The sequence below is a fragment of the Fischerella sp. genome, from assembly GCF_013388695.1.
In the GTDB taxonomy this organism is placed as follows: domain Bacteria; phylum Cyanobacteriota; class Cyanobacteriia; order Cyanobacteriales; family Nostocaceae; genus PCC9605.
In genome coordinates, this window is the sequence record NZ_JACAEU010000013.1 from 16,156 (window position 1) to 30,451 (window position 14,296).

A 14,296-nucleotide genomic window follows, 5' to 3' on the forward strand; every position below is an offset into this window, starting at 1 on the left:
TTTTAGTGTCACCTCACCAGAAGCTGGTTCATTCCACAATATTTTTTTGTATTCTGACTTGCTGCTTTCAAATTCGCTTGGATCTTAGATTTGTTATTAATCAAAACTGTGGCATAGTATATACTGCCTTTGACATTTGTACTATAGATTAACTGATACGGTTGAGATATTCGCGTTGCAGGAGAACATGATGCTATCTCGGCACTTGCTCCCTGGTTTCTGCTATCGTAGATATTCATCAATATTTGTGTGGGATTATTTCTTGGGCGAAAAACTCTCACAGATTTCTGATTATTGGTATTAAAATAGAGCGTCGTGTCGCTAGTATCTAGGCGATCGCAATAAGTAGATCTTCGGTTTGCTTGTGCTAATATATCTGTGTTCAAGTCTCTTTTCACCTGTTCTTGCAACTTAGTAGACTTAGAGCCAAGTTGAGCTTTTGCTGATGCACAGATAGACAATACTCCCAGAAAGACCAGAAAAAATGAGATCGATTTTTTTGTTGACATGATTTTAGATGTACCGCAAAGTCAAAGCATTTTACTATTAGATTTACCACAAGTTAGATTTATCACAAGTGGTTAGAACAAAAGAACTTTTGACTTCCAAGGTAGCGGTACTAGTTCGCTTAACTACGAAGCTTCTAGAGGCAATCGCACGATAAAGGTGCTACCTTTACCCAGTTCGCTTTGTACCTGGATATAACCTCCGTGTGCCTGCACAATAGCTTGAGCGATCGCTAATCCTAAACCTGCTCCACCAGCGCTACGAGAGCGATCGCTATTCACGCGATAAAATCGGTCAAAGATTCGCTTTTGCTCGTTTGCAGCAATGCCAATGCCTGTATCTTTAACTGCGATCGCAGCTTGATGAGTACTGCGTTCTAAGGCAACACTCACTTCCCCATTGGCTGGTGTATATTGAATACCATTCATAATCAAGTTAGAAATCAGCCGATAAATCTGGTCTTCATCAACGATAACTGTTAGTGGCTGTTGTACTCGTATCTTAGATGTGAGCTTGACTTTGGCTGCTACTGCCAGTGGTGCTAATTCTTCAACTAGATCGTTGACAATGTCATTGAGGTTACAGCGAACGCGTCGTAATGGTGCTGTTTTTCTATCCATTCGAGATAGCAGCAGCAAATCAGCCACCAATTGTGTCAGTCGTTGCGTTTGGCGCTGTACGCAGTTGTTCACTTGTGAGAATTTGATTGGGATGTCGCATGAAATACTCTAGAAGCTGAAACTCTTTGTTAGTCAAAGGAATTACTTGTTTGTCGCCCTCTGGCTGTTGATACGAGACAGTGCGGCTACCGTAGTCAAGAGAGAGGTTCGCAATTTGTAACTTTTCCGGTTGAATTTGGGGCGATCGCCTTTGTAAAGCCCGTAACCGTGCCAGTAACTCTGCCATTCCAAAGGGCTTGACTAAATCAGGTTCATCTTCCACTAGCAAAATTCTCATGTTCACAACTCACCAGTAGCCAAAAATTGATTGCACATCTTTCAAAGGCAAGTGCCAAAGTAACTCTGGTTGCCAAGTATCCGGATCAAAGTGGGAGTTAGATCCACGTTGGTATGCTTGCCATAGCCTCTCCCAATCTAACTGTTGCCGATCCTGCATTTGTCTGCTCATCATTCGCAACAGTCCTAAACCCAGCAGCAGGTTAACTAACCTAAATTTTGCTCCTAGTAAAAATGCTTGTACTTCTGCTTCACCCAAATAATCTGTGCTGTACTCCGTGAGGACGTGAACGCCATCGTGGAGTTGTTTGCGACGGGAACCCGTAGTGAAGGGTGTTAAATTATTTTCATCGAGGAAATCAGCCCAAGTTCTGCCAAAAGTACCAATAGGAAGGGAACGTAATTTCTGTATATCTACAATTTGAGGGACGTTTAGACCTTGTTTTTCTGTTATGCGATCGACTAAATCTAAAAACTTTTGAATACGAACAGTAGGATGAGGTGAAGTGGTGAATGCCTGCATTGTAGGTTGATTTTGGGATAAAGTGGGCTAGGAGCCCACCATACTTTTAGTTAGGGTATTACTATCTTGGTTGCTGCTGCGGTTGCTGCTGACGCTGCAAATTCTGACGGTATTGGTCTAGTTGTTGCTTTTGTTGGGGAGTCAAAACTGCTTCCTGCTGCTGTCGCATAGACACGAAAATTTGCTGCAATTGGGATTTTTGTTGTGGGGTAAAATTTAAAGCAGCAAAAGCCTGTTGAGGAGGCTGACCTGTTTGCATGGCAGTCTTAATTTGCTCCCGTTGCTTTGGTGTCAAAACCTGCTCAACTTGGGAGCGGACTTTGGCATTAATTTGTTGCAATTGGGTTTTTTGTTGATCCGTTAATTCTATACGTGGTGGTTGAGGTTGCGGTTGCTGCTGGTTTTGTGCAAGTTGCAGTGTTGCTTTAGGGGCAATTTCTGCTTGGACAGAACGTTGTGGGATTACAGATAAACTAAGAGCGATCGCTCCCGCTATTAGTGATAAATTTCTGAGCTTCATTTATTGCCTCGCGGATTTCTCCCGTTTGTTCCACTATTATAAAAACTCATTGCCGCATACCACGTCCGAAAAAGTGATGAATATACTCCTCGATTACTGAGGGATATCGTCAAAAATCTTACCCTGACTGGATTCTCCAATCCTGTTTATTTTGCTGTGAAGTAGGAAAGGGTTAAAGGTTAAAGGGCAATACGGTTCAGTTAAGGCTTTGATCCCCCCTAACCCAATACAGTTCAGTTAGTACTCTTTGTGTCTTAGTGTCTTAGTGGTTTAAAGATGATCTTTTTCACCACAAAGACACCAAGACACCAAGGCAAATTAATCATTTCAAGACTCGCATCTAAAAGTAAAAGGGATTGGGGATTGGGGATTGAGTTTTCACGCGTAAAAATTAACGATTAAATTTTTGACGACGCGAACGCATATTATCCCGGAACTCTTGTAGTTGCTGCTTTTGTTCGGGAGTCAGAACTGCTTCCATTTGAGATCTCTTAGACTGCATGATTTGCCGCATTTGGGTTCTCTGTTCTTCAGTCAAATTTAAATTCCGCCATACTTGACGCTTTCCTTGACGGTTTTGCCTGGCAGTTTCTAGCTGTTGACGCTGTTCTGGGGTGAGAATCCGATCAATTTCAGCGCGGGTATTGCGGCGAATCTCTTCCATTTGGGTTTTTTGTGCATCTGTTAACCCCAAACGTTGGAAAGGGCCTTTTTCTCGGACTGGTGTTTCTGTGGCTTGTACCAGTATTAGAGATGAAGAAGAGATTGTTTCTGCTTTGACTGCAAAAGGTATAGTAGTTAAACTAACGGCAGCAGCACCAGCAATAAGAAATAATTTAGAAAGTTTCATTTATAATCTCCACACTTTTGTGTTTCTTTTTCTCCATCCTAGAGACTGATGCAAAGGAGACACATGAGGAGAAAGTCATGTATGCACCCATGACTGAAGTCATGTTTTTTCTATGACGCTAGTTCTCACTGGCTTTCTGAATTGACTGATAGACTGTCATTAACCTGTGTTTACTTTACTATTGATGGGAAAGCTTCCCAAGCAAAGTAAAACAGTTAGTAAACTCTCACCTTTAAAGTCATGGGTGTGAAGATACTTTTGATTTTCTAGTTACCAGGTTGAACCTGATAATAAGAGTTATTCTCTGCTTTCTAGTTTCTAGTTCCTTCTAGCCCCTATTTTTATAGGAGGTATATTTCTGTGAGCCGTCCAATTACAATTCAAAATCATCCTTTTCGGTTTCTGCTTTATTTAGAGTGGATATTAATGGGGTGTGCAGCTTTGATTGCCTTCATACCATCTCCTTTACAGCGTTTTCCTACTAAATTTCCAGAATTAATAATTTGTAGTGTCACAGTTTTTGGTTTAATGGGCTTAAGATTGCCCACAAGTAATAAATTCACTAAAGTAATTTACACAGCACTTGAAATTTTTTTGATAATTATCACTACATTTTTTGGAGGTAGAGCTGCAAGACTATTTCCATTTTTATACGTTATTTTAGTAACTCGTAGTTGCTTAATTTTTCAGATTCAAGGGCGTGTAATAATTACCTTTTTATCCTTCGTCTTGTTTTTATTAACATTGAAGCGAAGATTTGATCGTTTACCATTAACTCCAGCTGCACAAGAACGTTTTTTGTTTATCAATTTTAGCTTTGGAGTGATGTTCGGATTAGCTTTACTATTTGTATTGCTATTGATGACTACAGTTTTATCTGAACGCCAGAGCCGAGAAGAATTAGCAATTGCCAATAAAAAACTCAGTCAATATGCATTACGAATAGAGAATCACGCTACTTTAGAAGAACGCAATCGTATTGCTCGGGAAATTCATGATTCATTAGGACATTCTCTCACTGCTTTGAATCTACAATTAGAGACTGCTTTAAAGCTGTGGCAAACAAATCCAGAAAAAGCTCAAACATTCCTAGCAAAAGCAAAAGAACTGGGTTCTAAGTCTCTACAAGATGTACGGCAATCTGTTTCTGCCATGCGCTCTCATACCTTGCAAGAACAATCTTTAGAACAGGCAATAGCAGTACTTGCAGAAAATATGCATCGTGCAACTGGAGTTTTACCAATTTGTGAAATTACCCTATCTCGTCCCATTCCTCCTGAAATTACTACTCCTGTCTACCGAATTATTCAAGAATCATTTACAAACATTTATAAACACGCTCAAGCTACAGAAGTGAAACTAGAACTGGCTGCAAATAAAGATTTAAAATTGATAGTTCAAGATAATGGTAAAGGCTTTGATTTAGAACAAAATACCACTGGGTTTGGACTGCAAAGTATGCGCGATCGCACTTTAGCATTAGGAGGAAAATTTCAAATTCATAGCACTCCTGGTTCTGGTTGCAAAATTATAGTTGATATCCCTTTACCGAGGTGAAGGCAATGATAAAAATCTTGCTTGTAGACGATCAAAATTTAATTCGTCAAGGGTTAAAAGCTTTATTAGAACTAGAACAGGATTTAGAAGTAGTCGGAGAAGCAGAAAATGGTGAAATCGCAATTAGTTTGATTGAACAATTATATCCAGATGTGGTATTGATGGATATTAGAATGCCAGTCATGGATGGAGTTGCAGCTACACGAGAAATTCAAAAGCGTTTCCCCGGAATCAAAGTTTTAGTGCTAACAACTTTTGATGATGATGAATATGTAAAAGCCGCATTGCAGAATGGAGCAATGGGCTATTTACTCAAAGATACTCCTTCAGAAGAATTAGCTGTTGCTATCCGCGCTGTTCACAAAGGATATACTCAATTAGGCCCGGGAATAGTTAAAAAGCTTTTGACTCAATTTCCCCCATTTGCAGTAAATAATTCACCACCTCTACCTCCTAGCTTGGCTGAACTTACTCCTAGAGAAAAAGATGTTTTGCGGCTAATCGCTATTGGTGCTACTAACAAAGAAATTGCTCAGCAACTTTATATTTCTGAGGGAACAGTCAAGAATCATGTGACTAATATTTTAAATCGCTTAAATTTGCGCGATCGCACACAAGCAGCAATTTTTGCAAATTCATTTTTGTCTTATCTGAATTAGAGAAATCTCTCACCATCCCAAGCTATTGTGCATTAAGAATGCACAATAGCTTACTTTGCCCGCCTCAGCATCTCTTTTTTCAGGACGTTAAAGGGGTTACTCACAAAAGTAATTTCTTGTTGGTTGAATTTGAGTGAAGGATTTTGCAGCACTTTTAAGGCTTTTTCCAAGCCTGAGACAGCCGTATCTAATTCTTTTGTAGATACCTGATTGAGATTCTCTTGCAAACTCAAACCTATATTACCCAAAGCATAAGCCGCAGTGTGGCGAACTGTTTCATCTGTGTCTTGCAAACGGGCAACTAAGGCAGGTATGGCGGGTGCTGAGGGCTTACCGATATTAGCTAAAGCAGAAACAACATTTACGCGCATCCAAGCATCTTCATCGTCTAACTTTTTCATTAATGCAGGTACGGCATAGCCTGCGTCTTTTCCCATACCCCGTAAAGCATGGGCTGTGCTGTAGCGTTCCCATGCATTTTTGCTGTCTAAACCAGCTATTAAGTAAGGAACATACGCTTGCCTGCCAATTTTTTTGATAGCTTGAACTGCATGAGAACGAACGGTAGCATCTTTGTCACCTATTGCCCGTAACAAAACGGGTGCAGATTGGGCTGCTGCTGGCCCTATTTTACCGATAATGATTGCTGCACTAGCACGCACTTGGGCATCGCTATCCTGCAAAGCTGTAATTAAGGCGGGGACGGCAGGTTTACCCACAGTTGTGAGATAATCTATCGCAGCAGCACGCTGTTGAGGGTTCTTTAACCGTTGAATATGAGAATTAATTTGTGTCTCAGTCAGCGGCTTTGCCCAAGTAGCGTGTATTAGTAGCAAAGATGATGAAAAACAGACGAAGGCGATCGCTATTTGGGACGCAATGACATTTAAGCGTGGTATACGGGTATCTTTAATCATAGCTATATTCTTGAAACTGATTAATAGAAATGACAAAGCCCTTAAAAAATAAGTTTCTGAGAGGATATCTTAAAAGTATAAGATCCCCCCTAACCCCCCTTAGAAAGGGGGGAACAATCTTCTCTAAGTCCCCCTTTTTAAGGGGGATTTAGGGGGATCTCTAGGAAATTGTGTTTGATTAATAACTTCTCAGACATCCTATGAGGGCTATGAGAAAAATCAGGTTTTCTAAATCGACGTGGATCGGTGGTTGATTAATCAAACACAATTTTGGTCATAGCCTTAATTCACATTAGACGCAAATCATAAATTAATATTTGCATTACTATTTAAATAACTCTATACACTCTTCTCTTAAAACCCCTTTTTTCACCCGAATTTTTCTAAAACTTTGAGCAATAATCTCTTCGCAAGTGATTGTTATTTGCGATTGATTCACTGAGATTAAATCTTCAATAGAAGCACCATAGACAATTTCTGATATACCTGTCCAAACACAAGCAGTAGCACACATTGGGCAAGGTTCACCAGTTGTATATATGCTATAGCCTTCTAAAGAAGAACTTTGAAGTTTTGACGTTAAACTGCGAATGGCATTAATTTCTGCATGAGCGGATGGATCGCTGTCTCGCTTGACAGTATTATATGCAACTGCAACAACTTCTCTATCTTTGACAATTACTGCACCGTAAGGAGCATCTCCTTTCTTTGCTTCTGCCAGTGCTAAACGCATAAAATCTTCTGGAGTCATATAATCAAGATAGAATTTGGTGATTAGAAAGGATACTTGTTAAGTATATAGCAATCCTATTAGAGTTGTGAACACGACAGATAAATTAGAATAATTGAGGATGATTAGATAGCATTTTAATGTTATTTCTGCAAGATAATTAAAAATGCCATTGATATTTATGTTGCTAACAAAAGAGACAAAAGAAAAAACCGCATTCTACTTAAGAGACTTAGAAACGCCAGTAGGTAAAGTTATTAATTTAACTATTGCTGGGTTGGTTTTGCTGTCATCAGGAATTTTTGTGGCAGAAACTTATAATATTCCCGAACATATTAGATTTAATTTAGATATTGCTGACAACATTATCTTGATTATTTTTGCTTTAGAATACTCTCTGCGTTTGTGGAGTGCAAAAAATAAAATTCAATATATATTTAGCTTTTATTCTCTAATTGACTTGATAGCAATTTTACCATATTTTCTCAGTCCAGTTAATATTAGTTTTATTCGTCTATTACGATGGTTTAGAATTTTAAGATTAATTAGATTCATCAACAGAAAATTTTTATTTGGTATCAGCAGTGAAGATGGTGTAATTTTTGCCAGGATATTATTTACTTTATTCGCAATTATATTTATATACTCTGGTTTAATTTATCAAGTCGAGCATCCTGTTAATCAGAAAGTATTTGCTACTTTTTTGGATGCCTTTTATTTTTCAATTGTGACAATGACAACTGTAGGTTTTGGCGATGTTACACCAATTTCAGAATTAGGTCGCCTGCTGACAGTTTTGATGATTTTAACAGGTATTGCCCTAATTCCTTGGCAAGTAGGTGATTTGATTAAGCGATTAGTCAAAACCGCTAATCAGGTAGAAACTGTTTGCACGGGATGCGGCTTAGCCTTCCACGATGCTGATGCTATGTTTTGCAAAAAGTGCGGGACGAAGTTGTATAAAGATTGACTCATTACTGCCAAAAGTAGGCAAAAGAGCAAGTAGCAGAAAATACTTAAGCTTATTTAAGGATTTCACCGCTACAAAGTTGAAGTGTAGACGGTAGGATGTCAATGTGTTTTTTGTCACTAGAAATATGACCCAATTTCTTTACGTAAATCCTGTAGTTGGTAATGATAGTGCCAGTGGTAATCAACAAGCCCCTCTGAAAACTATTACACAAGCACTTAAGAAAGCGACATCCGGTACGCAGATTAAACTGGCAGATGGTAGTTACAATGCTGCTAGTGGTGAAGTATTTCCCTTGTCAATTCCCAGTGAAGTCTCGGTAATAGGTAATGAAGCGAGTATTGGTAGCGGTATATTAATTGAAGGCAGTGGCGAATACCTCAGTCGGACTTTTGCCCGTCAAAATGTTACGTTTGTGCTGGCTAATGGCGCAGAACTGAAGGGTGTAACCGTGACAAATTCGGCTACCCGTGGTAGTGGTGTCTGGATAGAATCAACTAGTCCCACGGTTGCCAATTGCACCTTCACAAAATGCAAGCGAGAGGGAGTTTTTGTTACTGGCGATGGCAAGCCAATCATTCGTGATAATCAATTTACAGAAAACGCTGCTAACGGAATCGCGATCGCCAAGAATGCCCAAGGTGAAATCCGAGGTAACAGCTGCTTTAACACAGGTTTTGGCATTGCCATTAGTGATACTGCTTCTCCCAAGCTGATAGATAACAAAATCTACGAAAACCGTTCTGGAATTGTTATTTCTGGTGAAGCCCGTCCGGTACTACGTAATAATTTATGTGAAAGAAATACCCAAGACGGTTTGACGGTAATTGTGAATGCCTTTCCGGATATTGGCAGTATCAATAACCCAGGAAGCAATATCTTCCGCAGTAACGGTCAATTTGATATTCAAAATGCTAGTTCCAATAAGTTAGTTTCTGTAGGAAATCAAATAGATCCGGCAAAAGTCCAGGGTAGTATCGAATTTGTTGATACTACTGTTCCTACCCCAACACCCACACCGACACCAACACCAACTCCTACACCATCACCTACCCCAGCACCGACACCAACACCAACTCCGACGCCATCACCTATTCCTACACCCACACCTATACCTACACCTACACCCAGTCCTAGTGACTTAACAGATATTGGCAATCATTGGGCAGCTGCGTTTATTCGGGAATTAATCAAACTGGATATCATCAAAGGTTTTCCAGATCGCACATTTAAACCCGACGCAACAATGACAAGGGCGCAATACGCCGCATTATTAGTAAAAGCCTTCAACCCATCCGCCAAACGCCAAGCAATTAAATTCAAAGATGTACCACAGGATTTTTGGGCGAATAAAGTCATTCAACAAGCATATCAAGGGCAATTTCTCTCTGGTTATCCCGATAACACCTTTCGTCCCAACGATAATATTCAGCGCGTACAAGTTATCGTCTCTCTGGTGAATGGCTTGGGGTTAACCGCTAGTGGTAACAAAACCCTAAAACCCTACGACGATCAAGCAAAAATTCCTGACTATGCCAAAGACGAGGTAGCTGTTGCTGGTGAAAAACAGATTATTGTCAATTACCCACAACTCAAGCAACTCAATCCTACCCGCGATGCTACACGCGCAGAGGTGGTAGCAATGGTGTATCAAGCTTTAGTTGATGCTGAACGGGTAGCAGCAATAGATTCGCCATATATTATAGTTGCTTAATTTGTTTAACTTTAGGGATTTCCAAGAAATAAATTATCCCGGATTGTGGGGTGGAGAGAAGTTGCCGGGGAGATGTTCTTTCCGGCAAACTTCGGAGCATCCTCGCCCGCCCTTATCAAGCGGCAGGCGAGACGCCTGCCTCCACAAGAGATTTTTGGATACTTTTTTATTTGAAATTCCCTTAGTAACAACCCGTTTTCTCACAAAAAACGGGTTGGTTTGAGTATTAATAGCGCGATCGCACTTTCCTAAACCACTAGTCCCTATTTGGGGCTAACTTGTTCAACAGTCTTGATTTTACCATCATCGCTAACTGTCCAAACGTCGTAGACACCAACCACATCACCGTTTTGGTCAATATCTACATTGCCACTGGCTCCTTGATAGTTAATATCTTTACCTTCTCTCAGTAATTTCAGACCCTCACAAACATCGCTAACTTCTACACCAGGAGCATTGGCAACTTCACGAATTTTGCTAGCGATGCCAACGCCTGTATTTTCTTTAGCAGCTTGGGCAGCCAAGACTAACAAAGCGGCGGCGTCCCAACCGTGGGGAGTGTATGGTGCGGGTGCAACTCCTCTTTTAGACTGCCAAAGCTTGGTGAAAGCTTCTAATCCTCTACCGTTGGAACCTGGTACTGTGCCTATGGCTCCAGCGACGATATATTTACCATCAGCAGCTTTACCAACTCTATCAGGGAATGTATCTGACTTCACACCGTCGGTCAGCATCATTTGTACTCCTTGAGTTACACCTTGCTGGTATGCGGATTTGAGAAACAGACCGCCAGTTTCTTCATAAAACACACCCAGCACAGCATCCGGTTTACCTGCAAAAGCTGCTTGGGCTTCAGTATCAAATGTAGTAGCTTTAGGGTCGTAGCGAACAGGGTTATTTTTATTAACTACGGTTCCCCCTAATTTTTCAAATGCTTGCACAAATGCTTTTTCAAATCCCACACCGTAGTCATTGTTAATGACTACGGTGGAAACGCGCTTGAAACCTCTTTTATTGGCTAGTTGAGCTAAAGCTTGTGCCTGGTAAGTATCTGGAGGTGCAGTACGCGCCCAATAGCCTTTATAATCGCCTTTTGTTGCCTTTTCGGTAAATACGGGGCTGGTGCTGCCAGGAGAGATAAGCATGACTTTATTCGGCACGGCAATCGAGACGGCAGCACTGGAAACGCTGCTGGCAAAGGAACCAACTACACCTGCTACTTTATCTAAGGTTGCTAGTTTTTGCATACCGGAAGCACCAGCTTTGGGGTCGGTTTGGTCGTCTACTTGTACTAAGGTGACGGGTTTCCCATTCACACCGTCGCAAGCGTTGACGGTATTGACAAGTAAGGGAACAGATTCTACCATCTGCTGTCCGATCGCAGCTAAGTCACCTGTTGTTGGTAGCAAAGAGCCAATTTTCAGTCCTTGACCACTACTGGTAGCAGGAGATGTGGTGGTAGAACCTGCCGGGGTACTGGTAGCTCCGTTATCGCTTGTGTTGGAGGTAGTGGTATTATTCCCATCACAAGCCGCGACTAACAAGCCAGTTGTTAAAGTTGTTAAAGCTAGGGCAAAGGCACCAATAATCTTTTTCATATATCGCTTTTACTCCTATTTTGCTCAGGAGCCTAACAGTCAAATCAAACTTAATTGAAGATAAGTTTAATCTTTAATGGCTCCAAAGCATAAATAATAGCATCACCCAAAAGGTGTAAAAGTCGATTTCCTGCTTATATCTAGAGTTAGATTTTTTCTTACTTTAGAGACGCGATATATCGCGTCTCTACATAAAACGGAGAGGGAGGGATTCGAACCCTCGGTACGGCCTTACGAACCGTACAACAGATTAGCAATCTGCCGCTTTCGACCACTCAGCCACCTCTCCAAGGTGCCACGAATATAAATAATAGCAGATTCTTTTGGTAGAGTCAAGAGTCAAGGGTCAAGAGTCAAGGTTAAAAAATTGGACTTTTGACTCTGGACTTTTGACTCTGGACTAATTTCTTAAAGTACTTGCGATCGCAACCAGGCTAATGGCAAGCTGCCTAACTTTTGCCACTGAGGTACGTAAGCACGCTGATTAAAAACGTCGTAATTGTTGCGTTCAATTTTTTCCAAAATTCTACTGTAGTGCATTAGAGCTGCCCACACGGGCAACCGAGCATCAGGAGATAGGTAACTAATTCCTTTTTCTGCCTGGCTATAAAATTGGCGGGTGCGGGCAATTTGGAAGCGCATGAGGGAGCGCCAGCGATCATCCACAACACCTTTGAATAAATCTTGCTCAGTGTAATTGAATCGCGCCAAGTCTTCTTGAGGTATATAAATTCGTCCCCTCCGTGCATCCTCACCAACATCTCGGAGGATATTGGTGAGTTGACTGGCAATTCCTAGGGCGATCGCTTCTTCGGTAGGAATATAGGGTAGTTGATTGCGGCTCCAAGGAGCGGTGTTTTGCTCAGTATCTATTCCCATCACCGACGTTGACATTAACCCTACCGTACCAGCGACGCGATAACAATAAAGGTATAACTCCTCAAAGTTTTTGTAGCGGCTGCGGTGTAAATCCATACGCTGTCCGGCAATCATATCCCGAAAGGGCTGAATGTCTATAGGAAAGCGCTGGAGAGTATCCACTAAAGCCACATCATAGTTATCCACTGGGTGTCCCGCAAAAATGGATTCCAGCTGCTGCTCCCATTTGTCTAGAGTTTCTGGCGTGGTAATAGCAGCCGCCGGTCCATCCACCAATTCATCGGTACGGCGACACCAAGCATAAATTGCCCAAATAGCTGGGCGTTTTGCCTTACTCATCAGCAAAGTGCCAAGGTAAAAAGTTTTGGCATACTTTGCTGTGATTTGACGGCAAAGTTGATAGGACTCATCCACAGAGACCGGCGGTTTCATGCGCGGGGGGGAATCAGACAATTGCAGCATTCGTTGCAGGCTGGGGGGTTTGCATTTGCAGGTTTGATGAATTTGCCACCGAGTGTCCTTCAGCAATCGCCTGCGCTGTCAGCTTACCAGAAAGCACAGCACCTTCCATACTACCGAGATAGGGTTGCATAGTATAGCTCCCACTTAGATAGAAGTTGCTAATCGGTGTTTGCTGAGAGGGACGGTACTGTTGGCGACCAGGCGTTGCTTTGTAAACTGAACGCGGCGTCTTGACTACGTGATATTTCAGCAATTTTGCTGGATTATCTGTGCCAAAGTGCGCGGGAAAGAGTTTTTGCAACTCGGCAAGGGTTGCCTGCAAAATCTCCTGATCGGATTTGGCAATCCAATCTTTTGCCGGAGCTAAAACCAATTCCAGCATTGAGCGCTCAGTATTGGCGTACCCACGGCAGGTATTGCTCATATCAGCATAAACGCTGAGTAGAGGCGAGCGCGAAAATAGCAACTGGTCTATATCTGTAAGCTTGCGGTCAAACCACAACTGCAAGTTTATCACAGGCACGCCCTCCAACCCTTCTAGCTTTTGGAAGAAGTCATTTTCCTGCCAGGCAACTGGTAGCATTACCTTCATCACATCTACTGGCATTGCTGAGACGTAAACGTCAGCAGTTTCTACGTAATCTGCTGTCCCATTTAATCCCCGCATCAAGAACCCCTTCACCGTACCATCTTCATTGAGCAAAATTTCTTTTAAAGGGGCATTTAACCGTACTTCTCCACCGCGTGCTGTAATGTAATCTACCAAAGGCTGACACAATCGCTCTGTTGGAGAACCATCCAGAAAAGCCATTTTTGAGCCATCTTTTTGCTGGAGAAAGTGACTGAGAGCAGTCAGCAATACTACGGCTGAAATTTCATCGGGATTGATAAAGTTTAGCGATTTCGAGGCAGCAATAAAGATATCCTGTTGGACATCTTCGCTTACCCCTTGCTGCTTCAACCATTGGGAAAAAGTATATTGGTCGGTTGAATCCACATACTTTTGTCCCCGGAGCATGGCAGGAACTAGTCCCTTCGCTAACTCAATTTTTTCACCCCAACTGAGCATATCGTTATTCCGCAAAATTGCCACGATGCCATTTAATGGTGCTGGCAAATTGGGAAAATCAAACCTGCTGTAAGTTCCTGGTTTTTCGGGCTGGTTGAAGATCATAGTGTGTTTTTTCCACTGCAAACGATCTTCAATCCCCAATTCTTTCAGTAGCTGCAACATATTGGGGTAAGCCCCAAAAAAGACATGCAAACCAGTTTCGTACCAGTCGCCGTCAGTATCTTGCCAAGCTGCTACTAATCCTCCCAATACATCTCGGCTTTCCAAGACGATGGGTGTATAACCTAAATCTGTGAGATATTTTGCACAGGAAAGTCCTGCTAGTCCTGCTCCGGCGATCGCTACTCGCATTTAACCTTACTTTTCTTCAATATTTCTTAAT

Annotated in this window: 13 protein-coding genes, 1 tRNA gene and 2 pseudogenes; 4 read left to right on the forward strand and 12 right to left on the reverse strand. The window is 41.7% G+C overall.

Annotation, left to right across the window (positions count from 1 at the left end):
* Positions 1–8: 8 nt before the first annotated feature.
* From HXY43_RS01850 to HXY43_RS01875, 6 genes and pseudogenes are all read right to left on the reverse strand, one after another.
* Positions 9–461 (reverse strand): hypothetical protein, encoded by a 453-nt coding sequence (locus HXY43_RS01850; protein WP_290879224.1) that lies wholly within the window; start codon positions 459–461, stop codon positions 9–11.
* A 171-nt stretch (positions 462–632) separates the two neighbouring features.
* Positions 633–1,187 (reverse strand): annotated as a pseudogene (locus tag HXY43_RS01855) (sensor histidine kinase); the annotation flags it as partial.
* A pseudogene (locus tag HXY43_RS01860) lies at positions 1,186–1,431 on the reverse strand (response regulator transcription factor); the annotation flags it as partial. The pseudogenes HXY43_RS01860 and HXY43_RS01855, both read right to left, overlap by 2 nt.
* 42 nt (positions 1,432–1,473) lie before the next feature.
* Positions 1,474–1,986 carry a Coq4 family protein gene (locus tag HXY43_RS01865; RefSeq protein WP_290879227.1) on the reverse strand — a complete coding sequence of 171 codons (513 nt, stop codon included), beginning with the start codon at positions 1,984–1,986 and terminating at the stop codon, positions 1,474–1,476.
* 61 nt (positions 1,987–2,047) lie between these two features.
* Complete coding sequence (locus HXY43_RS01870) at positions 2,048–2,506, reverse strand: hypothetical protein (RefSeq protein WP_290879230.1); 459 nt, start codon at positions 2,504–2,506, stop codon at positions 2,048–2,050.
* Positions 2,507–2,897: 391 nt separating this feature from the next.
* Positions 2,898–3,356, reverse strand: coding sequence for a P pilus assembly/Cpx signaling pathway, periplasmic inhibitor/zinc-resistance associated protein (locus HXY43_RS01875; protein ID WP_290879232.1), 459 nt, complete (start codon positions 3,354–3,356; stop codon positions 2,898–2,900).
* Between the two features lie 360 nt (positions 3,357–3,716).
* On the opposite strand from HXY43_RS01875, the gene HXY43_RS01880 reads away from it, so the two are divergent.
* Positions 3,717–4,913 carry a sensor histidine kinase gene (locus HXY43_RS01880; RefSeq protein WP_290879233.1) on the forward strand — a complete coding sequence of 399 codons (1,197 nt, stop codon included), beginning with the start codon at positions 3,717–3,719 and terminating at the stop codon, positions 4,911–4,913.
* A gap of 5 nt (positions 4,914–4,918) precedes the next feature.
* Positions 4,919–5,572: a response regulator transcription factor gene (locus HXY43_RS01885; RefSeq protein WP_290879236.1), complete on the forward strand. Its 654-nt coding sequence runs from the start codon at positions 4,919–4,921 to the stop codon at positions 5,570–5,572.
* A 50-nt stretch (positions 5,573–5,622) separates the two neighbouring features.
* Here HXY43_RS01885 and HXY43_RS01890 read toward each other — a convergent pair whose 3' ends face one another.
* Positions 5,623–6,489 carry a HEAT repeat domain-containing protein gene (locus tag HXY43_RS01890; protein ID WP_290879240.1) on the reverse strand — a complete coding sequence of 289 codons (867 nt, stop codon included), beginning with the start codon at positions 6,487–6,489 and terminating at the stop codon, positions 5,623–5,625.
* A gap of 325 nt (positions 6,490–6,814) precedes the next feature.
* Positions 6,815–7,240, reverse strand: a complete 426-nt coding sequence (locus HXY43_RS01895) for a nucleoside deaminase (RefSeq protein ID WP_026733658.1) — start codon at positions 7,238–7,240, stop codon at positions 6,815–6,817.
* A 160-nt stretch (positions 7,241–7,400) separates the two neighbouring features.
* On the opposite strand from HXY43_RS01895, the gene HXY43_RS01900 reads away from it, so the two are divergent.
* Together HXY43_RS01900 and HXY43_RS01905 are read left to right on the forward strand one after the other, a co-directional pair.
* Positions 7,401–8,189, forward strand: a complete 789-nt coding sequence (locus HXY43_RS01900; protein WP_290879432.1) for an ion transporter — start codon at positions 7,401–7,403, stop codon at positions 8,187–8,189.
* Between the two features lie 127 nt (positions 8,190–8,316).
* Positions 8,317–9,903, forward strand: coding sequence for a DUF1565 domain-containing protein (locus HXY43_RS01905; protein ID WP_290879245.1), 1,587 nt, complete (start codon positions 8,317–8,319; stop codon positions 9,901–9,903).
* Positions 9,904–10,166: 263 nt separating this feature from the next.
* Here the strand turns inward: HXY43_RS01905 and HXY43_RS01910 are convergent, their stop codons facing one another.
* From HXY43_RS01910 to pds, 4 genes are all read right to left on the reverse strand, one after another.
* The gene (locus HXY43_RS01910; protein ID WP_290879247.1) at positions 10,167–11,501 is read right to left on the reverse strand and encodes an ABC transporter substrate-binding protein; all 1,335 of its coding nucleotides are present in this window, start codon (positions 11,499–11,501) and stop codon (positions 10,167–10,169) included.
* 197 nt (positions 11,502–11,698) lie between these two features.
* A tRNA-Ser gene (locus HXY43_RS01915) sits at positions 11,699–11,790 on the reverse strand.
* Between the two features lie 119 nt (positions 11,791–11,909).
* Positions 11,910–12,842, reverse strand: coding sequence for a 15-cis-phytoene synthase CrtB (gene crtB / locus HXY43_RS01920; RefSeq protein WP_290879249.1), 933 nt, complete (start codon positions 12,840–12,842; stop codon positions 11,910–11,912).
* Entirely contained in the window at positions 12,826–14,265 is a 1,440-nt protein-coding gene (gene pds / locus HXY43_RS01925; RefSeq protein WP_026733653.1) for a 15-cis-phytoene desaturase, read from the reverse strand. Before pds ends, crtB begins: the two co-directional genes overlap by 17 nt.
* Positions 14,266–14,296: the final 31 nt, after the last annotated feature.

Coding starts and splice junctions, on each gene's coding strand:
- crtB (WP_290879249.1), bottom strand. CDS start 12,842: ATGCTGCAATTGTCTGATTCCCCCCCGCGCATGAAACCGCCGGTCTCT.
- HXY43_RS01870 (WP_290879230.1), bottom strand. CDS start 2,506: ATGAAGCTCAGAAATTTATCACTAATAGCGGGAGCGATCGCTCTTAGT.
- HXY43_RS01910 (WP_290879247.1), bottom strand. CDS start 11,501: ATGAAAAAGATTATTGGTGCCTTTGCCCTAGCTTTAACAACTTTAACA.
- pds (WP_026733653.1), bottom strand. CDS start 14,265: ATGCGAGTAGCGATCGCCGGAGCAGGACTAGCAGGACTTTCCTGTGCA.
- HXY43_RS01885 (WP_290879236.1), top strand. CDS start 4,919: ATGATAAAAATCTTGCTTGTAGACGATCAAAATTTAATTCGTCAAGGG.
- HXY43_RS01895 (WP_026733658.1), bottom strand. CDS start 7,240: ATGACTCCAGAAGATTTTATGCGTTTAGCACTGGCAGAAGCAAAGAAA.
- HXY43_RS01905 (WP_290879245.1), top strand. CDS start 8,317: ATGACCCAATTTCTTTACGTAAATCCTGTAGTTGGTAATGATAGTGCC.
- HXY43_RS01865 (WP_290879227.1), bottom strand. CDS start 1,986: ATGCAGGCATTCACCACTTCACCTCATCCTACTGTTCGTATTCAAAAG.
- HXY43_RS01900 (WP_290879432.1), top strand. CDS start 7,401: ATGTTGCTAACAAAAGAGACAAAAGAAAAAACCGCATTCTACTTAAGA.
- HXY43_RS01890 (WP_290879240.1), bottom strand. CDS start 6,489: ATGATTAAAGATACCCGTATACCACGCTTAAATGTCATTGCGTCCCAA.
- HXY43_RS01875 (WP_290879232.1), bottom strand. CDS start 3,356: ATGAAACTTTCTAAATTATTTCTTATTGCTGGTGCTGCTGCCGTTAGT.